Source organism: Comamonas sp. NyZ500 (genome assembly GCF_016772095.1).
GTDB lineage: Bacteria > Pseudomonadota > Gammaproteobacteria > Burkholderiales > Burkholderiaceae_C > Comamonas > Comamonas thiooxydans.
This window is the reverse complement of the sequence record NZ_JAEIJE010000002.1, coordinates 307,936-328,322: the sequence shown is the minus strand read 5'-3', so window position 1 is coordinate 328,322 and position 20,387 is coordinate 307,936. Positions and strand designations below refer to the sequence as shown.

General features: G+C 61.2%; 17 protein-coding genes. 6 read left to right on the top strand and 11 right to left on the bottom strand.

All coding sequences use genetic code 11. The annotated features are described in order from the left end of the window. The 10 genes from trbJ to JAO85_RS05045 form a co-directional block, all read right to left on the bottom strand. Positions 1-738, bottom strand: coding sequence for a P-type conjugative transfer protein TrbJ (trbJ, locus tag JAO85_RS05090; protein ID WP_004883101.1), 738 nt, complete (start codon positions 736-738; stop codon positions 1-3). Next, complete coding sequence (gene trbE, locus JAO85_RS05085; RefSeq protein ID WP_004883099.1) at positions 735-3,185, bottom strand: conjugal transfer protein TrbE; 2,451 nt, start codon at positions 3,183-3,185, stop codon at positions 735-737. The genes trbJ and trbE overlap by 4 nt, the downstream gene beginning before the upstream one ends. Before the next feature lie 11 nt (positions 3,186-3,196). After that, on the bottom strand, positions 3,197-3,469 hold the full coding sequence (locus JAO85_RS05080) for a VirB3 family type IV secretion system protein (RefSeq protein ID WP_004883097.1): 273 nt from the start codon (positions 3,467-3,469) through the stop codon (positions 3,197-3,199). Continuing rightward, entirely contained in the window at positions 3,466-3,849 is a 384-nt protein-coding gene (locus tag JAO85_RS05075) for a TrbC/VirB2 family protein (protein WP_004883090.1), read from the bottom strand. Before JAO85_RS05075 ends, JAO85_RS05080 begins: the two co-directional genes overlap by 4 nt. Then, complete coding sequence (gene trbB, locus JAO85_RS05070) at positions 3,846-4,913, bottom strand: P-type conjugative transfer ATPase TrbB (RefSeq protein ID WP_004883088.1); 1,068 nt, start codon at positions 4,911-4,913, stop codon at positions 3,846-3,848. Before trbB ends, JAO85_RS05075 begins: the two co-directional genes overlap by 4 nt. After that, a complete protein-coding gene (locus tag JAO85_RS05065) occupies positions 4,910-5,374 on the bottom strand; it encodes a ribbon-helix-helix protein, CopG family (RefSeq protein ID WP_004883086.1) in 465 nt (154 codons plus the stop codon). The genes trbB and JAO85_RS05065 overlap by 4 nt, the downstream gene beginning before the upstream one ends. Beyond that, positions 5,371-7,386 carry a conjugal transfer protein TraG gene (locus tag JAO85_RS05060; protein WP_004883083.1) on the bottom strand — a complete coding sequence of 672 codons (2,016 nt, stop codon included), beginning with the start codon at positions 7,384-7,386 and terminating at the stop codon, positions 5,371-5,373. The genes JAO85_RS05065 and JAO85_RS05060 overlap by 4 nt, the downstream gene beginning before the upstream one ends. Before the next feature lie 274 nt (positions 7,387-7,660). Beyond that, a complete protein-coding gene (locus JAO85_RS05055) occupies positions 7,661-7,936 on the bottom strand; it encodes an EexN family lipoprotein (RefSeq protein WP_004883082.1) in 276 nt (91 codons plus the stop codon). Then, positions 7,933-8,877 carry a LysR family transcriptional regulator gene (locus tag JAO85_RS05050; protein ID WP_004883081.1) on the bottom strand — a complete coding sequence of 315 codons (945 nt, stop codon included), beginning with the start codon at positions 8,875-8,877 and terminating at the stop codon, positions 7,933-7,935. The genes JAO85_RS05055 and JAO85_RS05050 overlap by 4 nt, the downstream gene beginning before the upstream one ends. 74 nt (positions 8,878-8,951) lie before the next feature. Further along, a complete protein-coding gene (locus JAO85_RS05045) occupies positions 8,952-10,376 on the bottom strand; it encodes an efflux transporter outer membrane subunit (protein WP_028699135.1) in 1,425 nt (474 codons plus the stop codon). Between the two features lie 109 nt (positions 10,377-10,485). Between JAO85_RS05045 and JAO85_RS05040 the strand changes: the two genes are divergently transcribed. From JAO85_RS05040 to JAO85_RS05015, 6 genes are all read left to right on the top strand, one after another. Continuing rightward, complete coding sequence (locus JAO85_RS05040) at positions 10,486-11,121, top strand: TetR/AcrR family transcriptional regulator (protein ID WP_028699136.1); 636 nt, start codon at positions 10,486-10,488, stop codon at positions 11,119-11,121. Then, the gene (locus JAO85_RS05035) at positions 11,121-12,287 is read left to right on the top strand and encodes an efflux RND transporter periplasmic adaptor subunit (protein WP_023123862.1); all 1,167 of its coding nucleotides are present in this window, start codon (positions 11,121-11,123) and stop codon (positions 12,285-12,287) included. Before JAO85_RS05040 ends, JAO85_RS05035 begins: the two co-directional genes overlap by 1 nt. A 22-nt stretch (positions 12,288-12,309) precedes the next feature. Next, entirely contained in the window at positions 12,310-15,426 is a 3,117-nt protein-coding gene (locus tag JAO85_RS05030; protein ID WP_004883075.1) for an efflux RND transporter permease subunit, read from the top strand. 190 nt (positions 15,427-15,616) lie between these two features. After that, complete coding sequence (locus tag JAO85_RS05025; protein ID WP_004883073.1) at positions 15,617-15,952, top strand: multidrug efflux SMR transporter; 336 nt, start codon at positions 15,617-15,619, stop codon at positions 15,950-15,952. Between the two features lie 12 nt (positions 15,953-15,964). Continuing rightward, positions 15,965-16,582 (top strand): DUF3313 family protein, encoded by a 618-nt coding sequence (locus JAO85_RS05020; RefSeq protein ID WP_004883071.1) that lies wholly within the window; start codon positions 15,965-15,967, stop codon positions 16,580-16,582. Between the two features lie 155 nt (positions 16,583-16,737). Further along, positions 16,738-18,192, top strand: a complete 1,455-nt coding sequence (locus JAO85_RS05015) for a patatin-like phospholipase family protein (RefSeq protein WP_196636953.1) — start codon at positions 16,738-16,740, stop codon at positions 18,190-18,192. Here JAO85_RS05015 and JAO85_RS05010 read toward each other — a convergent pair. Then, positions 18,185-20,167 carry a relaxase/mobilization nuclease and DUF3363 domain-containing protein gene (locus JAO85_RS05010; RefSeq protein ID WP_004883068.1) on the bottom strand — a complete coding sequence of 661 codons (1,983 nt, stop codon included), beginning with the start codon at positions 20,165-20,167 and terminating at the stop codon, positions 18,185-18,187. The two genes, JAO85_RS05015 and JAO85_RS05010, sit on opposite strands and share 8 nt — an antisense overlap. Positions 20,168-20,387: the final 220 nt, after the last annotated feature.

Sequence of the window (20,387 nt, the reverse complement as noted above, 5' to 3'; positions counted from 1 at the left end):
TCAGTTGTTGTAGAAGTTGACGGACTGCGGTGTGTACGGCGTGCCGGTGCCCAGGAAGCGCCGCCGCACTTCGCGGGCGCGCTCGGTGGCCGCTGCCTGCCGCGCCAGCTCCAGCGAGGCCGCCCTGTCTTGTGTGATCTGGAGCTGCTGGGCCTGGATGGACTGCTTGGCCTGCAAGGCGAGAAGCTGGTTCGTTGCCTGCATCGCTTGCAGCGCACCCGTGGCCGATTGGCTTTGGCTCACGAGGTCGGCCAGCGCGCTTTCGTCTTGCGTCAGGTTCTGCGACACCTGCGCCTGCATCCGCATCGCGGTGTGCAGGCCGTCGAGCGTGTTCTTCCAGCGTTCGCGTGCGTCCTGTGCCATGCGGTCGCCGCTGATGGTGGCGGCGTACTGCTCCGGGTACAGGCGCGAGAACGTGGCATCCATGCTCTGCACGTCGTAGGCCAGCCCTTGCGCCTCGGCAATCAGGCGTTCAGTCGTGGCGAGCGTCGAGCGCAGCCGGTTGACGATGTTGAAGTCGAGATTCGCCAGGTTGCGCGCCTGGTTCATCAACATCTGCGCTTCGTTCTGGAGCTGGTTGATCTGGTTGTTGATCTGCTCCAGCGTGCGGATGGCAGTCAGCGTGTTCTGCACCAAGTTGACGGGATCAACGAAAGTGAGCGCCGCCGCTGGCTGAGCGAGCATCAGCGAGCCGGCCAGCGCGGCGGCGAGCGAAACGGAAAGTACACGGGTCTTCATGGCGAAATCTCCAGGGGTTGAGTAGCGAGGAAAGAAGCCGCCGACGGCGAGGACGGCAGCAGGTCGGCGGCCCAATCGAGGCCGCGATGGCGTAGCCACGCACCGGCGAAGCCGGGAGCGCCGGCCTGCGTCAGCACTCGGTCAATGTCGCGTTGGTCTTGCGGTGTGGATGCGCCCGAGAAGGCGAGCGCGGCTGGCCCCAGGTCGAGGTCGAACAGACGATTGCCCAGGCGCGATTGGTAGTAGTAGTCGCGCTTGGGCTGCGCGGTGGCGACGATTTCGATTTGCCGACTGTTGAGGCCAAAGCCCTCGTAGACCGTGCGAATCTGCGGCTCGGTCGCCTGCGGGTTGGGCAAGAAAATCCGGCTCGCGCAGCTTTCGATGATCGCGGGCGCGATGGTCGAATCCTTGATGTCGGCAAGCGACTGCGTGGCGAAGATCACCGACACGTTTTTCTTGCGCAGAGTTTTCAACCATTGCCGGATGCGTGCCGCGAAGGACGGTTCATCAAGGAATAGCCAGGCTTCATCGAGAATCAGCAGCGTGGGAGCACCGTCGAAACGTGCATCGAAGCGGGCGAACAAGTAGCGCAGCACCGCTTGCACGGCGGCGGGGCTGTGCATTAGCTCTTCCATCTCAAAGCCCTGCACGTCGCCGCTGCCGAGCCGGTCGCGGTCGGCATCCAGTAGCTTGCCGTGCGCGCCGCCCAGCACATACGGCGACAATGCCTGCCGCAGCGCGTTCGATTGCAGCAGCACCGAAAGCCCGGTCATCGTGCGCTGCTCCACCGGCGCACCAGCGAGGCTGCCGAGCGCCGACCAAATGGCGGCTTTCTCGTCGGGGCCGACGGTCACGCCTTCATGCAGCAGGCGGCCTTCGATCCACTCGGCGGCCCAGGTGCGATAGCCTTCGCTGTCGATACGGGCCAAGGGCTGAAAGGCAATGGCGCCGTCCGCGCCGAGGTCGTAGTGTTCGCCGCCCAGGCCCAGCACCGTCGCCCGCATGGATCGCCCCATGTCGAAGGCGAAGATGCGCGAGCCGCCATAGCGGCGGAACTGCAAGGCGAGCATCGCCAGCAGGACAGATTTTCCCATGCCCGTCGGCCCCGCGACCAGCGTATGCCCCACGTCGCCGATGTGCGTCACCAGCCGGAACGGCGTCGCGCCATCCGTGCGCGTGACGATCAGCGGCGGGCCGTCGAGATGGGCGTTTTTCTCCGGCCCAGCCCACACGGCGGACACCGGCATCATGTGCGCCAGATTCAGCGTCGAGACGATGGGCTGGCGCACGTTGGCATAGGCATTGCCTGGTATGGACGACAGCCACGCATCGACTGCATTTAAGGTTTCGGGGATGGTGACGAAGCCACGTCCTTGGATGACACGTTCCACCATGCGCAGCTTTTCGTCGGCTACGGCAGGGTCGTCATCGAACACCGTCACCGTGGCGGTGAGGTAGCCGAAGGCGACTTGATCGCTGCCAAGCTCTTGCAAGGCGGCATCCGCGTCGGCCGCCTTGTTGCTGGCATCCGTGTCCACCAGCGGCGATTCCTGCTGGAAGATGGTTTCGCGCAGTAGCGCAATGACATTCTTCCGTTTCGCAAACCACTGGCGACGCAGGCGGCCCAGCTCCTTTTCCGCCTCGGCTTTATCGAGGCAGAGAAACCGGGTACTCCAGCGATAGGCAAAGCCCAGGCGATTGAGGTCGTCCAGCAGGCCCGGCCAGGTCGAGGTCGGAAAGCCCCGCACCGACACCACGCGCAGATGCTGGTCACCCAGCATGGGCGCAAGGCCGCCGACTAGGGCGGAATCGGCCAGCAGTGCGTCGAGGTGGAAAGGCACCTCGGGCACGGCCAGCCGGTAGCGCCGCGTGGACACCGTGGCGTGAAGATAAGTCAGCGTCGCGGCATCGTCCAACCAGACGATTTCTGGCATCACGCCATCGAGCAGGTCGAAAACCCGATCCGTTTCTGCCAGGAAGGCGTCAAGCCGACCGCGCCAGTCCACACCATCGCCCGGCGCGTGCTCGTAGAGCAGCTTGGCTGCACGAGCGCGGGATTCCTCCGGCGGCAGATAGGCTAGCGTCAGGTGATAGCTGCTTTCGTAGTGGTTCCCCGATTCCTCAAAGGCAGCGCGGCGTTCTTCGTCCACCAGCCAGGACAGCGGTTCGGGAAAGTCGGAATGCGGATAGTCCGCGGCCGACTGGCGCTCGGCTTCCACGAACAGCGCCCAGCCCGAACCCAGCCGGCGCAACGCGTTGTTTAGCCGTGCCGTCGTGGCGATCAATTCGCCCTGCGTGGCGCTGTCCAGATCAGGCCCGCGAAAGCGCGCCGTGCGCTGAAACGAGCCATCCTTGTTCAGCACCACGCCCGGCGCGATCAGCCCAGCCCAGGGAAGCCAGTCGGCCAGCAAGGCGGGCCGCTGGCGGTATTCGGCAAGGTTAAGCATGGCGGCGTCTCCTACACGTCCAGCAGCGGCTTGTGCTTGATGTGCCGGGCGAAGACCTGCATGAACTGCGGATCGACCCTCGCGCCCCACACGGCCAGCGAGTGACCGACGATCCAGAGCACTACGCCAGGAATCCAGAGTTGCAGGCCCAGCCCGACGGCAGCGGCTAGCGTGCCGTTGGCAATCGCCACCGTGCGCGGTGCGCCGCCCATCAAGAGCGGCTCGGTCAGCGAGCGATGTAGCGGCACCTCGAAGCCGGCCGCGAAGCTATCCGGGCCACTCATACGACAGCCCCGCCGGAGAAGCTGAAGAACGACAGGAAGAACGAGGACGCGGCGAACGCGATGCTCAAACCGAACACGATCTGGATCAGCTTGCGAAAGCCGCCCGACGTGTCGCCGAAGGCGAGCGCGAGGCCCGTGGCGATGATGATGATGACCGCGACGATGCGTGCCACCGGCCCCTGAATCGACTCCAGAATGGATTGCAGCGGGCCTTCCCATGGCATCGAGGAGCCGGATGCCTTCGCCGTGCCCGCCGTCATCAGCATGACTGCGGCCAGCAGCAGGCCGTGGTGCGCGGGGCCGGCCAGCCGCCGCAGGCGTGCGATGGTTGAAACCGGATTTACGGAATTACGGAAAGCGTGAACGTGCATCTGCGTCATGGCAGTTCTCCAGGTAGGTCAAGGGACGAGGAAGGCGCAGCGGCATCGGCTGCGAGAGGAACCGGCATCAGCTCGGGAAACGGTGTTTCCAGCGCGTCCGCCAGGCGATAGCCGGTGCCGTCGAAACCGACGACACGGGCGATGCTTTCGACGCGGCGCTTGCGGCCACGCCCGGCGATGTGGATCACGACGTTGACCGCCTCGGCGATCAGCGCACGCGGTGGGTTCACCGCCACTTCAAGAATCAACTGTTCGAGGCGCAGCAGCGCGCCCAGCGCGGAACCGGCGTGGATGGTGGCGATGCCGCCGGGGTGGCCGGTGCCCCACACCTTAACCAAGTCCAGGGCTTCGCCGCCGCGTACCTCGCCGACGATCACGCGGTCGGGGCGCAGGCGCATCGTGGCCCGCACCAGCTCGGTCATAGACACGACGCCAGCGCGGGTGCGCAGCGGCACATGGTCGCGGGCTGCGCATTGCAGCTCGATGGTGTCTTCGAGCACAAGCACGCGGTCGCCCGTGGCGGCGATCTCCGCAAGCAAGGCATTGGCGAGTGTGGTTTTGCCGCTGCTCGTCGCCCCGGCGATCAGGATGTTCTGGCGCTCACGCACGGCGCGGCGCAGGAACTCGGCCTGGCCTGTGGTCAAGATGCCGTCGGCCACATAGCGATCCAGCCCGATGATGCTCACGGCGCGCTTGCGCAGCGCGAAGGCTGGGCCGGGCGCTGCGGGCGGCAAGATGCCCTCGAACCGCTCGCCGGTTTCGGGCAGCTCGGCGGTCAGCAGCGGCCGCCCGCGATGCACCTCTGCGCCGACGTGCGCAGCCACCAGCCGGATGATGCGTTCGCCATCGTCTTGGGACAGCTCCACGCCCAGCGGCATGCGGCCCGATGACAACCGATCCACCCATAGGGTGCGGTCGGGGTTGAGCATGATTTCCACCACGTCGGGGTCGGCCAGCGCAGCGGCGATGACTGGCCCCATTGCCGTGCGCAGCATCTGGATACGGCGATCCAGAGAGGTTGCGGCGGATGAGAGTTCGGGCGGGGTTTGCGGAATGGCGCTCATGAGGCACGCTCCTGCGCTTCAGCCAGTGCCTCCGCGTCATCCATTCGCGCCGGGTCTGGGTGCAGTTCTTCCACAACGTCGCGCACCAGGCTGCGGCCACGCAGCAGGTGGCGGCCGAGCCGCTCCACGAATTGCTCGAAACGCGCTTTGCCTTGGGCGCGAGCTGCGTCCTGATGGGCTTCGGGAATCGGGGTGCTGACGGTCAGGAAGTAGCGGATGAACAGCGCCAGTGTTTCGATCTGGATGTTCTGGTCGCGCTCCATGCGCTCGGCCTGCCGCGACAGGCGATCGAGCCGCTTGGCGATGGCCGCCTCGCGCTGGTCGCCAGCATCGGGCGATAGCCACGACGCGAGCGCCGCCGCGACAATGGACGACTTGGACACGCCTTTCTTGGCGGCCAGTTCTTCGAGACGCTTGGCGTGCTCGGGCTGAATGAACAGATTGAGGCGGTATTGGCTCATAAGTCGATTCCGTCGTTGGGGTCGAGGGAAGCCAGCCGGGCCGTGCGCTGCATGGCCGGGTCGAGCTGGCCGGGAAGCGGCAGCGGCAGGTCGTCGTCGTCATCGAGCAGAGTCAGGTCATGGCCGGCGAGCAGCGGTTCGGGGCTGTATTCGCTGACTTCGGATAGCTCCGGCTGTCGGCGTGGGCCGCCGTCATCGGCGGTGCCTGTGCCATCGCCGGACAGGCCCGCAGCCCGGACCGTTGACACGGCTGGGATCGATAGGCCGCTCCAGTCGTCGGGCCGGGCCGGTGGCGCGTCCGCGTATTGCCCGGCCGCGAGCACAGGCGGCGGTAAAACGCGGTTCTTGAAATTCGCGTCGGCGTAGTAGCGCAGCTTCTTGGCCTTGATCGGTGCCACGCTGGACACCATCACCACAGCTTCCTCAGTCGGAAGCTGCATCACTTCACCGGGCGTCAGTAGCGGGCGGGCCGTCTCCTGCCGCGACACCATGAGGTGCCCCAGCCACGGTGCCAATCTGTGCCCGGCATAGTTGCGCTGCGCGCGCAGTTCGGTAGCGGTGCCAAGCGTTTCGGAGATCCGTTTCGCAGTGCGTTCATCGTTGGTGGCGAACGTCACGCGGACATGGCAGTTATCCAGAATCGAATGGTTCTGGCCGTAGGCTTTGTCGATCTGGTTGAGCGATTGGGCGATAAGAAAACTGCGGATTCCGTAGCCCGCCATGAAGGCAAGCGCCGTCTCGAAGAAGTCCAGGCGGCCCAGCGCCGGGAACTCATCGAGCATCAGCAGCAGCTTGTGGCGGCGTTCGATGCCGTCGCTGCCGTCGAGCGATTCGGTGAGCCGTCGGCCGATCTGGTTGAGGATCAGGCGAATGAGCGGTTTCGTCCGCGAAATATCCGAAGGTGGCACTACCAGATAAAGCGACACCGGATGCTCGGACGCGATCAGGTCGGCGATACGCCAGTCGCAGCGCGAGGTGACTTCGGCCACCGTGGGGTCGCGGTAGAGGCCCAGGAACGACATGGCGGTGCTCAACACGCCGGAACGCTCGTTGTCCGACTTGTTGAGCACTTCGCGCGCCGCCGAAGCGACGACTGGATGCGGGCCACCACCTTCCACGTTCACGAGGTGCTGTGTGGTCATCATCCGGTGCAAGGTCAGCTCGAAGGGGCTGGCCGGATCGGAGAGGAAATTGGCGACGCCGCGCAGCGTCTTGTCCTCGCCCGCGTAGAGCACATGCAGGATGGCCCCGACCAGCAGCGCGTGCGAAGTCTTCTCCCAATGGTTGCGCTTCTCAAGCGCGCCTTCTGGATCGACCAGAATGTCGGCTATGTTCTGTACGTCACGCACTTCATGTGCGCCGCGCCGAACTTCTAGCAGCGGGTTGTAGGCCGCCGACTTCGCATCGGTCGGATTGAACAGCAGGCAGTGTGAGTAGCGTGAGCGCCAACCTGCGGTGATCTGCCAATTCTCGCCCTTGATGTCGTGGACTACGGCGGATGCAGGCCAAGAAAGCAGCGTCGGCACCACAAGGCCGACGCCTTTGCCTGAGCGCGTGGGCGCGAAAGTGAGGATGTGTTCCGGGCCTTCATGCCGAAGGTACTTGCCATCGTGCTGACCGAGGAACACGCCGATCGGCTGCGTAAGGCCGGCTTTGCGAATGTCCTCCGTACTTGCCCAGCGTGCCGAGCCATAGGTCGTGACTAGGCGTGATTGACGAGAGCGCCAGATCGACATGCAGACTGCGACCACCACCGCCAGCAAGCCACTGCCACCCGCTATGGCACCGCCCGTGTCGAAAACGCGTGGCGCGTAGGCATCGAAGAAGAACCACCACTCAAACAGCTTCCACGGGAGGTAGATCGGTGTGCCGAGGAAATCAAACCAGGGGGAGCCAAGGCGTACCTGATAGCCAAGGGCTGCTGCCGTCCATTGTGTGGCGCCCCACACACCCGCGATCACGATGCCGAATACCACGGCTATCTGACCGAACAGCACATTCGTACCTTGCATAGCCCCGCCTCCAATCTCTCCTACGCTGATTCCCTTGGGAAACGCGGCTTAGAAATGTGCCGCAGGCGTCAGGATCGGTGCTGGCTTAGTGCCGGTCAAAGACCGTTTGGGGCAGAAAGGTCGATAAGAAAGAATGAATTCGCGCTGTGTCTAGCCAGGGAGTGACTCCGTAAGCGCCGGCGAATATCAGCGTGCCGAACAGAAGATTCAGGCAGACTAGCGAATTGCTGAATTGCTGAATTGCTGAATTGCTGAATTGCTGAATTGCTGAATTTCAGAATTTGGGGGATTCTTTGGGCGGTGTGTATGGCGTTTTTCCGTCACCGTAGAACCGCTTACGTGTTGCCTCCGCTACCCGGTTGCAAAGCAGTTCGCCCAAAGTAGGCCGATCCGTCTTGCATTGCTGGCGCAACTTCTTGAGCTGTTCCGGGTCTGCCACCAGCTCTTCTACTGTCGGGGTTTTCTTTTCTGCACTAGTGGCTTTGTGCGGTTTATCAGATTGACCGCATGCGACTAGCATTGCAGCGACGAGCGTGATGGCGAGTCTCATGGCATCAATTCCTCCGGAAGATCGGGATTTCGGCTTTTTGTTGACCTGAGAAACTCTGGCAATTCGATGGCCTGTACTCGCTGAATGAAGCGCGCAAGCTCGTCAAACGGATCGCCTTCAAGTCTGAGTAGATAGGTCGTCAAAGGTGGTACGCGTGTCGAAAGCGGCCTCGCCACGACTCCTGGCTCTCGGGAGGCTGCAATGTGTGCAGCCCCTGTAAGTCCGAGTGCAAAACCGGCAGATACCAACGCCATCATCAGGTCGAAAGTGGTAACCCGCTCGGCAACTAGAGGCTGCATTTCAGCCCGGCTAAGTACTCGCTCAATGTGCTTGGCGTGGCCCTCGCACACTTGAGGATCAGATAGCACTAGCGGGTAGCGCAGCAGTTCATCCAATGGAATTCGCTTAAGAGCCAGCAACGGATGCCGAGCTGGCAGCGCCACCATAAGCGTGTCAGTCCACGCGGGAAGTGCGACGATTCCATCACCTACGTCGTCGGACTGTGCAAAGCCGACGTCATACAGGTCGTCGTGCAATCCTTTGATTTGTTGGGATAGTGGCACCTCAAAAAAGCGAATCTCAACCTCGGGCTCCTCCTCGCGACACAACGCCAATAGGGCTGGTAAGCACAGTAGTGTTGCGCCGTCTGACAAGGCGACGCGGAGTTGTCCATGAAAGCCATTTTTTGCTGCCTTCACGCAGTCCCGCGCCTGTTGCAAGGATGCGAACACCCGAGGTGCGTGCTCCATGAGCATCAACCCAGCTCGTGTCAAACGCGTGCTTCTCGTGTTCCGAATAAAGAGCTGTGCTCCTAACTCCTCTTCGAGTTCTTTGATCGTGCGAGACAGTGGGGACTGCTCAATATGCAGTTTCGCAGCGGCGCGAGCGAAGTGAAGTTCCTCGGCGAGCGCCATAAAACAACGTAGATGTCGAATTTCCATGCGTCCCCTACTAATCGTCGATCTATTCAGTATTTAAAACTCGCTGCCATGCTGCGTTCTTCCAACTCAAGGACTCAGGGTGAAGATTGCAGATTCACATGCTCTGGCGAACCAGAAAGCGCTTTAGCGAGAACACCCCATTGCACGGCTGCGTCGGCGCGAGCACGGACCAGAGCCGCTCGCTGGGACAAGGTGCCACGCTCCGCTTCTGCAACAACGGTCGCATCCACCTGTCCCGCCTCAAAGAGGCGTCGACTGCGGTCAAGGAGTCGATCAGCGACGACAAGACCATCGACCTGATGCTGCAGAGAAGTCCGCTGGGTCTGCCAGCCCAGATAAGCGTTCTCCACATCCTGAAGCGCAAGCAAAACCGTGCGTTCCAGGTCAGCCTGTGCGCCGCGACTGCGTGCTGAGCCCTCGTCGATTCCCGCTTGTATTGCTCCACCGTCAAAGATCGGAAGCGTCACACCCAAGCCCAGAGAGAAAATGTTCCCTGCCACACGTGTTCCGTTGTTCTCGAAGCGTTGGCGCCCACCACTCAAATCGAGCACAAGTTTGGGGAACCGCTCGCCTTCTGCTGCGTTCCATCGCGCCGTCGCCGCTGCAAGACGCGCCTGCGCGGCTCTGACGTCGGGGCGCTGCTGCAGCAATTCGCCTGGCACGCTTCTGGGAGTCCAATCGGGCATGGTGAGAGAGGCAAGCGCAGGACCGCTGCCAAGCGCCCCCGGAATCCGGCCAACGAGCACATCCAAGGCATGCGTTGCTTCGCCGCGTACGCGTCGCAACTGCTCTTGCTCCACCCGGAGGGCGATGACCTCGGAACGCGTGCGTTCAATGTCAAAGCCCGTAGCTTGACCTGCCTTGAACTTCTGCTCTGTCAGACGCTCAAGGCGCTCGGCGACTTGAAGTCGCTCTTTTGCCAGATCTTCCAGCTCTGCCGCCTGCCGCTGCTGCAGTGCAGCGGACACTGTCTCAAAGGCGATCTGCCAACGTGTCGCGAACCAGTTCTGTTCGACAGCAACTGCGTCCATCCGTGCGCCATCAGCGGCATGCGAGAGGCGGCCCGCTAGATCAACTTCCCATGAAGCCGACAGCGGAAGCCTGGCATCGCTGCTGATGGTCGGTGCCAAAGAAAAGTCGCGCGCGCGCGTTGCTTGGGGCGTGAGCGCCAAGCTAGGGAACATTGAAGCGCGTGTACGTCGGGTGATCGCCACAGCTTCATCAATCCGCGCTCTTGCAATAGCGAGATCGGTGTTGTGCTCCAGCGCGTTGCGCACCAGCGCGTCAATCAGCGGATCACCGTACGCCGTCCACCACTCGGCCGGGAGTGCTTGTGCTGGCACCTGCTGCACAGCCAGACCCGCTTCGTTCATGAATTTGGCCGGAACCTCAACGCGTGATGTCTCCACCCTGTGAGGCGAGTGGCTGCACGCGGCGAGAAGCGTGATCGATAGGAATGCAACAGCAGTAAGGCCGCGGCGGGCGTAGGGATCGGACATGTTGAGCCACTAGGTTGTGAATTGAGGAGGCCGTCTTGACGGGCATAGTTCATGGCGTGTACTATACCGTCCAGACGGTTCAAAAATCAAGCATCTTTGGAGTTTCACCATGGCAACTCGTATGAAATCAAGCCCAGAGGAGTCGCATTCGGCGGACAACGGCGCTGAAGCCCCCTCCATCTCTAAGAAAGCGCAACAAACACGGGAGCGCATCCTTCAAGCTGCGCGTGACGTAGTCATGGAGGGAGGTGCCGGGCACCTAACGCTTGACGCGGTCGTTGCACGGGCAGGAATGAGCAAAGGTGCGTTCCTGTACCACTTCGAGACCAAGCGCGATCTGCTCCTCACGATGATTGATGACCAGGTCTCGGCGTTTGATGGCGGGCAGGAAGAGCGAGAGCTGCCATTCGTCGGCGATCCAGACCCTTGGCTATCCAGCCAGGTCTCGGCTATGCCTGACGGCGGGATGCAAAAGATGAGCGCTGCATTGCTGGCGGCCGTGGCTGAAGACCCCACGCTGCTTGAGCCTGTGCGCGGCTGGTACCGCAGGCAGTACGAGAACGCGAGCAAATCTCCACGCGGCACCGATATCGCCGGAATCGTTCTATTTGCCTTGGACGGAGTCTTCCTCGCCGAAATGATGGGTTTTCCGACGTTTGCTGCCGAAGACCTTTCTCGACTCATGCACACCCTCCAGGCGCTCGCCCGCGGCGAACTGGAACTCACCCCTATTGATAAACGCTGATGAAAGGCCTTCCCGTGTCTTGCACTCCCTTTAAATCCCAGTCCTGGCAAATGCAGAAAGTCGGCCTCGCGTTTGTTCTGCTCGCATCGCTTGCCGGCTGTGGTAGTCAGAAGGAGCCTGCTTCCGATCCACCGCGAGCGGTCAAGCTGCTCACGGTGGGGGATGTAGGTTCTGTGGCCAATCGCATTGAATTGAGTGGTCTAGCTCGCTCCAGTGAGCGGAGTACCTTGGGGTTCGAGACTGGCGGGCGTATCAGCAAGCTTCATGTGGACGTGGGAGATCGCTTCTCTCGCGGACAGCTTCTGGCTGAGTTGGATGTTCAGCCCGAGCAACTCCGCCTAGAACAGGCTCGGGCGACACTCGCTGCTGCGGAAGCCGCATTGGCAGACAGAATCGTGCAGACAACGCAGCAAAGGGGGCTGCTTGAGGGCAACGTAATCTCCCCGGCTGCATTCGAGAGTGTGAAAGCACAGTTGGTTGCAGCTGAAGGCCAGGTGCGCAATGCAAAGGCCGCATTCGGCCTTGCCGAGCGTGCGCGAAGGGGGGCCGCCATTCATGCGCCATTCGACGGCGTCGTCGCGGAGAAACTCGCTCTGCCGTTCACAGATATTGCAGCCGGAGCGCCGGTGCTTCAAGTGGATGGACTACGCAGCGGCGTAGAAGTCCTTGCGACTGCATCGACGACCCAGGCGGCAAATATCAAAATTGGGCAGGTCGCCGAACTGCGCCTGAGCGAGTCAGCAAGTCCCGTTCGTGCTTCGGTACAACGCATCGGCTTGCGTGCTGAAAATGGCTCACTTTTACCTGTCGTGCTCGTTCCTCAAGATGCTACTCTTGCGCGCAGTCTTCGACCCGGGTCTGCCGTTCAAGTATTGCTGAAGGCACCGGAAGCGAAGGATGCCTCACCAGATCGTCTGATGCTTCCCTATTCGGCACTGGTGCTCAGTGAGAAAGCAGGACAAGCCGCAGTGTTTGTATATGACGTGACCGGAAAGAAGGTGCACCGCCGGGAAGTGCAATTCCAGAGCGAGCCAGGCGGCGACAACGTTCGCGTTGTGGGCGGCCTGAAGCGCGGCGAGATGGTAGTCGCGGCTGGCGCGAGTTGGCTGACGAACGAGCAACAAGTCACCCCACTCAAGGCCACGACCCAATTGGCCGGACGCTGACCCGCTACAGGAAGACTTCGCTATGAAGATCACAGAAATGGCGCTGCGCGCCAGCAGACTCACCTACCTTGCCGCGGTCATCATTCTTGTTGCCGGCATTGCCACGTTTCTCAATTTCCCTTCGCAGGAAGAGCCATCGGTCACGATTCGAGATGCGGTTGTTGCCGTTCTGAACCCTGGCATGCCAGCCGAACGTGTTGAGCAGTTGATCGCGCGTCCGATCGAGGAGCGTTTGCGGGAGCTGGCCGAGGTCAAGCGTGTAACCACAACCGTTCGCGCGGGCGGGGCCGTCATACAGGTCACGATCTGGGAGCGGTACACCGACCTAGCCCCCATATGGCAGCGCGTTCGCGCGAAGGTTGCCGATGCTCAGCCTCTGCTTCCACAGGGTACGTTGGGGCCATTTGTCAACGACGACTTCGGCCGTGTTGCCGTGGCCTCCATTGCGGTGACCGCGCCGGGCTACTCCATGGGCGAAATGCGTGTGTCGTTGAAAGAGATGCGCGATCGCCTATACGCGCTTCCCGGCGTTGATCGCATCAGCTTCTACGGCTTGCAGGAAGAGCGCGTCTATCTCGAATTTGATCGACCAAAACTAGCCCAGCTTGGATTGACCCCACAAGGGGTGATCGATCAACTCGTTAAACAAAACGTCGTGCTTTCAGGCGGGCAAATCGCCATCGGTGGCATCAACGCTTCGCTGGCTGTTAGTGGAGAGGTTCGCGACGCCGCCTCGCTGCGCGCGTTGCCGATCATGATGGCGCAAGCTCAGGGTGCGCGCGGTGCTTCGCCTGCTCCTTCAATCTCACTGGGAGAGCTTGCGCGCGTGCAGGTACAACCTGCAGATCCTCCCGAGTCTGCTGCAGTCTATAAGGGCCAGCCTGCCGTAGTGATGGCAGTGTCCATGACCTCGGGCCAGAACGTGGAGCAATTCGGCGTAGCCCTCAAATCCCGTGTGGCCGAGCTTGAGAAACTTCTGCCCGCAGGTTTCGAGCTCTCCTATGTGACATTCCAGGCAGACGTCGTCAAACGTGAAATGGGCAAGATGAACCAGGTGATGATCGAAACGATTGTCATCGTGCTCGGCGTCGTCGTCCTTTTCCTGGGATGGCGCACAGGATTCATCGTCGGGATGATCGTGCCGCTTACCATTCTGGGGGCACTGATCGTGATGCGCGCGCTGAACATCGAGCTGCAAAGTGTTTCGATGGCAGCCATCATCATCGCTTTGGGGCTCTTGGTAGACAACGGCATCGTGATTGCCGAAGACATTGAACGGCGCTTGGCAGCCGGTGAAGACCGCAAACAGGCTTGTCTCGAAGCGGGTCGTACCCTCGCACTGCCGCTGCTGACGTCCTCATTGGTTATCGTCATCGCCTTCTCCCCGTTCTTCTTCGGCCAGAGTGCGACGAGTGAGTATCTGCGCTCTCTCGTCATTGTCCTCGCGCTCACGTTACTCGGATCTTGGCTGTTGTGTCTGACCGTCACTCCACTGCTGTGCTACCACTTCACCAAAGTGCATCATCAACCGGCGAATGACGCGCAAACCTACAACACACGCTTCTATCGCGGCTATCGCAAGTTGCTTGAGTGGGTGCTTGACCACAAGGCGATCTACGTTGGTGTGATGACGGGTGCATTGGCCGTAGCTCTGTACGGATTCACGACACTGCCATACGACTTCTTGCCGAAGTCCGACCGAGTTCAATTCCAAATACCGGTGCAGCTCGCCCCTGGAACGGATTCACGGCTCACTCTTGCCAAAGTGAAGGAAGTGAGCGGCTGGCTCGGTGATCAAGAAATCAACCCCGAAATCACGGATCACATTGGCTACGTCGCTGACGGTGGGCCGCGCTTCATCCTTGGGCTCAATCCCCCATTGCCAGCATCGAACATCGCGTACTTTGTCGTGACGGTCAAGGCAGGCACCAACATTGACGTCGTGATTGCCCGAACTCGGGCTTACTTCGCGCAGCATCATGGAGATGTACGCGCAGAGCCTCAGCGGTTCTCGCTAGGCACTACCGAAGCCGGCACAGCCGTCTACCGGGTCAGTGGGCCGGATCATGAGGTGCTGATGAATGCGGCGGCGAAAATTGAGTCCGCGCTACGGGAGCTGCCAGGTACGGCCAACATCAAGAACAACTGGGATACCCGTGTCGGCCGTCTCGATGTTCGGGTCGATCAAGATCGTGCGCGACGTGCTGGCGTCACCACCGACGACATAGCTGCCTGGCTTGGCACCCGCTACATCGGCCAGTCGATCTCTGTGATCCGAGATGGCGATACCAGCGTGCCAATCGTGATGCGCGGGACGTCCAATGATCGGCGCAGCACTGCGGACGTTGGTTCGACGACCATCTATCCAGCGTCGGGTGGCCAGCCGGTTTCCCTGGCGCAAGTGGCCGATGTCACGCTCGCTAGCGAGCCGTCTGTGATCCAGCGCCGCAATCTCATTCGTACAGTCACAGTTCAGGGGCAGAACACCGCATACACCGCGCAAGAGATCGTGGATCACCTCGCACCTCGGATCGCCGCAATTGAACTACCTGCAGGCTATGCCATAGAGCTTGGTGGAGAAATTGAGGAATCGGCTGAATCGAATGCATCGCTCACGCACTACATGCCGTTCGCTCTTCTGGCGATGTTGCTGCTATTCATCTGGCAGTTCAACTCCTTCCGCAAGCTGATCGTGATTCTCGCAACGATTCCCTTCACGTTGATTGGGGTCGTGATTGCACTGAAGGCAACAGGCACTCCTTTCAGCTTCATGGCGACATTCGGGGTGCTTGCGCTGTTCGGAATCATCGTCAACAACGCCGTTCTTCTGCTCGAACAAATTGAACACGGCCTCTCGGAAGGTCTCGCCCGACATGAAGCCCTGGTGGGAGCTGCGATGCAGCGGCTGCGTCCAATCGTGATGACCAAGGTGACCTGTATCGCGGGTCTCGTGCCCCTGATGTTGTTTGCGGGGCCGCTGTGGAAGGGCATGGCCATCGGCATGATCGGTGGTCTCGCACTTGGCACGCTCGTGACGCTTGGCCTGATTCCGTTGCTCTACGAGGTGCTGTTCGGAATGAAGTGGCCGGGCAGCAAACGGAGTCACGAGGCGGTACAACAACCAGTGCAACCGGTCTGATCCCTCAGCGTAACTGTCCACACGCTTCCCCCGATCTCTCTCGTGGCCGGAGAGATCGGGGAGACAGATTCTCGCCATCAGAGAGTTTAAGAAGAAATCAGAAGCAGAGCGAATTGACCGCCTACTGCCTATTCTTTGATGCTTTGATGCTTTGATAATCAATTTTCACTGAATAGATTTGGAGAAATATATGAACCCGTTGTCATGGAATCCATGGTTGGTTCTACTGATTGCCGGCCTGTTCGAAATCGGTTGGCCACTAGGCCTCAAGATGGGTGCGGCCAATGCAGCGATGCGCTACGTGGGGCCGGCGATTGCAGTTGCCTGTATGGCAGCCAGCGGCTTTTTCCTATGGTTATCTCTTAAACAGATCCCCATAGGAACAGCTTATGCGGTCTGGACCGGCATCGGTTCGCTGGGCGCGTTTTTCGTGGGCGTGTATGTGTTCGGCGATACCGCCTCCTTGATACGTTGGGTTGGAATTGCGCTGGTTGTTGCTGGCATCGTCTGTCTGAAAATGGGATAAATGAAAATATATATGAAACGCCCTATTTCATTAATCCATTTTGTGCTGCTGGCAGGCCTCACGGCAACCTTATCTGGCTGTGCTTCAAACGGAATGACTCGATCAGGGTTTCTTGGTGATTACGATGTATTGGGAAAAACGAAGTACGAAAATGTTCTGCTCTTCAAGGCGCCAGGCTTTGAACCCAGTCGTTACCGGGAAATATTAGTCGAGGATGCTCAGGTAGTGACGGCAACTGGACGCATAGGTGGGCTTGAAGCTGAGCAAGTGCGAGAGCTTCTCGATCACGTCAACAGTGAACTGCGACATCTCCAAACTAAGTCCGAAGCTCCCGCATCGTCAGGCCGCATACGTGTGCGTGTGGCAATTACGACCATTGAGACGCCCAATAGAGCAGTCAACACCCTAACGACGTTGCTTGTTGGACCAGTGACAACTGGGGGAGCTAGTTTGGAGTTTGAGGCAGTAGATGAACAAACAGATCGTCGGGTGGCTGCTGCTAGCTGCTTCGAGCACGGCAACGCTCTCGCGGATTTCAAAGGCTCCTACACACTGCTCGGGCATGCAAAGTCTGCAATCACCACCTGCCTTGAACGGATCAATAGCGCTTGGAGAAGTGCTGGCTCGTGAATAGCTGCTATTCCATAACTTCGCGCGGATCGCGAGGAGCCTCATCAAGGGGATTCGTAGGGTGCCGTTCTTGTAACGTCTGCAGCATTCTGGAGTGGCTCTGCTTCGTCGCAAAATTGCCGGCGTTTCTCGTTCTTGTCTATTCGAAACGCTGCGTGGTGCTGCTTGCAGAGGTAAAGCGCCTGGAGGTGTGTAAATTCACACGATGGAGTTTGGCCGGTGTGCTGGCAACGGTAGTTCTGACAGGGTGTTCCACTTACCGTCCTTGGATCAACCCGACACTTTCCGACGCCGCCTTAATGTCTCTCGCCGAGAACGACCAACGCATCAGGCCGTCGGAGGTCAACCAACCGGTGGTTGTAGCGGTGACACTGTCAGGCGGGGGCGCTCGGGCGGCGGCCTTCGGCCTGGGCGTGCTGCGCGAACTCAAGGCCACACGCTTCGCGCTAGAGGGCCAGGAGACCACTCTGTTGGATCAGGTGTTCCTGGTCAGCGGAGTGTCGGGGGGCAGCATCCTTGCCGCGCACTTCGCGGCCTTCGGCGATGCCACGCTGACTCGTTTCGAGCCGGATTTTCTGCTTGTGCCTTTTGAGGGGCGACTCATACGTGAAGCTCTGTGGCCTGAGCGTCTTTATAGACTAACTTCACCTTGGTTTGGGCGCAGCCAGATCCTGGCTCAACGCTTGGACGAACTTTTTGAAGGCCGCACCTTTGGTGACGTGCGCCGACGACCGGGCGCGCCCGAACTGATGATCACGGCAACCGACCTCACGACCGGTGCCCCTTTCGATTTCACCACCGAGCAATTCCGGCTAATCTGTTCCGACCTCGATGCAACGCCGCTGTCTTTCGCGGTGGCGGCCTCGTCGGCAGTACCGCTGGTGCTGTCGCCCGTAACGGTGCGAAACAACGCCAATACCTGTCCGCCGCCTCTCCGATCTTTGCCTGTCAGAGGGCAAAATTACAGATCACGCATCCTGCAAAGCGGCATAGACAGCTACCTCAATGCGCACGATCGGCCCTATATCCACCTCGTGGACGGTGGTGTCTCCGACAACCTCGGCGTACGTCTGATGCTAGACCGGCTAGTAGCTTCGGGCTCAATGAGCGCCAATTTCTCGGAGGTCAAGCCCGGAAGCTTGCGCCGACTCGTGTTGGTGACGGTGAACTCCGAACGAGGACTGAGCGAGAGAGTGGACAGTAGCGACCGAGTTCCCAGCACGACGCAAGTACTTGAGTCGCTGATCTTCGGTGCCGGCGCTCGCGAGACCCAGGTGACGCTGGCCATGCTTAACGACGACCTGCAACACTGGCGTTCCGAGATTGTCCGCACCCGTGGCCAAGCGGACAGCCCCTTTGCGGCCGACGCAGAAATCTACGTAGTAAGCGTAAGTCTGAACGACGTGCCGGACGACAAGATCCGGCATTCGCTGCTGCGCGTGCCCACAGCCTTCACGATCGAGGCTACGGATGTCTTGGACCTGCAAACTGCGGGAGGCGAAGCACTGAGGCAATCCAAGGAGTTTATGGCATTGATTGAATCTCTAAGAAGAATCACAGCAGCCAAGCAGACTGCGCCTGGTACTCAGCTTCCCTTGATATCTAACTGATACCGATACTGGGCTTTCGTCCAAGTTCCCAAGAGGCACTTCCGCCGATAACCTTTGCGGCAAGCTGTTGTCCCAGTCGCGGCTCAATTACCGGCCGCCACGGCACAAGGCTGAACCCCATGCCGTCATCGAGCATCGCGTAGCGCCCGCTGGCGAGCATAATGGAACGCCGGTAGATACCGGCTACGCGCTGCCCGTCGGCCACCGGGCGATGCTCTAGGCCGGTTTCCGCCGCAATGTCTTTCGCGGCCTGCACTAGTTCCCGATTGCGTAGCGTGCCCAGCAGGTTGCGCGCGAGGATGACGCGCTGCCCGCGGCGCTGTGCCAGCCCCTGTTCTTCGAGGAAATCGGCTCGCTGCTGTATGGCCTGCTTGGTATCACCGCCAAAGCCCAAGTTGCCCAGCCCACGGCCACCGCCGATCAGTTGCTGGTCAAGCCAAGTCGCGCCGATGACGCGGGCCTGCCGTTCAATAGGAAGGTGTGATTTCAGCTCTACGGCTACATCGCCCAGCCGTTGCGCGTCGTATTGGCGGCCACGCTCGGCCAGGTCGTCCGGTACCTTCCATAGCCCTTCGGCCACGCGCTCCACGATGCAAGCCCGGCGCAGGGCTTCCAGCCGCCGGACATGAGCGGCGACGACTTCCTGCGGGTCGCGTCCGGGCGTAGCCCGGCCCTGCTCGATTACCAGGTGATGATCGGTGCGGTACAGGCCATCGCTCGCCAGCGAGGCGATGTTCTTGTCGGCCGTGCGCACCTCAGTCGAACCCTTCACCTCTACCACAGCGCCCGTGGGATAGTTCGCCAGTTCGTCGCGGGCGTTCAGTGCAACGTAGTGGGCCTTACCGTCCGTGCCGTCGATGATCAGATAGCCTCGGTCGTGCAACTCATCGGCAAGCCCCTTCGCGGCCACGCGGCCGATGAGGCTGCGACCATCGTCGCCCGGCTCGAACACCGCCAGCTCACGCGGCTGGCCGCTCATGGCCCGCTGCATCGTTCGGATGATGTCGCCACGCTCACCCAGGGCACGCAAGGTCTTCTCGGCATCGGCATGAATGGCCCAGGTGCCGGGCTGCACCTCGTCGGCTAGGCCCAGGCGCTGCAAGCGTTGCAGGCGGCCGATCAGCAGCAGGCGCTGGCGTTGCAACCTCGGCTCGTTGAGCCGTTCGACATGCACCCGGCCATCCTCGCCGGTCTCGCGCTGCAAGGTGCGATCCAGGCTCGTCCACCGCTCCTGTTCCACCTCGCGCCTCAAGGTCTGCTGAATCTCCAGTTCGGTGCGCGGCCCCAGCCACTCGGTCGCCAGCTCGGCGGCGCGATGGCGGAAGCCGTGGGCGATGTAGTCACCCGCGATGATGAGGTCTTTGCCGGTGTCGTCGCGCCCGCGCACGATCAGGTGGGTGTGCGGGTTGTCGGTGTTCCAGTGATCCACCGCCACCCAATCCAGCCGCGTGCCCAGGTCGGCTTCCATGCGGCTCACCAGATGCCGGGTGTAGGTGCGCAGGTCGTCCAGCTCGGCCCCGTCCTCGGGCGAGACGATGAAGCGGAAATGGTGCCGGTCGTCGGCGCAGCGTTCCTTGAAGGCGTCCAGATCGGCTTCGTCGGCCTGTGGCCCGTAGCCCCGGCCCGGTTCGCCATCGCGACCCGCGCCGTCGCGCTCGATGTAGCGCAGGTGCTTGGCGAGCGATTGCGGGCTGGCCCGCTGGTGATTGACCAGCAAGGTCTTGATGGTCACGCGCCGCGACATGGGCATTAGCTTCGCCCCGGCGAAGCGCGCCGCCGTGTGGCCACGTCCGAGCCGAGAGCCGGGCCGCTGGCCGGTGCCAGCCGCGCCAGGACGGCGTACTGCCGACTTGCCGCTGCTGGCTTTGCCGGCCTGCTTGAGCACCTTGGAAACGAAGCTCTGCCCCTGGCCCTTGCCCCGGTTCTTCGGGGCGCTGGGGCGCACGCGAAAGTCGTCGTCGCGGCTGTCGGTCATGGCTGCGCTCCCCGCAAGCTTGGGCGTGTCCTGTCGTGCGAAGCACGCGGACATGCCAGCATTGGCGCGACCCTCGCGCCAAACGCGGCACGGTGGCGAAGCCGCTCCGTGCCGCGTTCCCCCCATGTGCTGACTGGCTTTCGACGCGGCCAGGTGCCGCGTCCTTTTGTCTTGCCTTCCGCCTTTGCCCTTCGCTGTCGCTCCAGGCAACGGCGGCCCG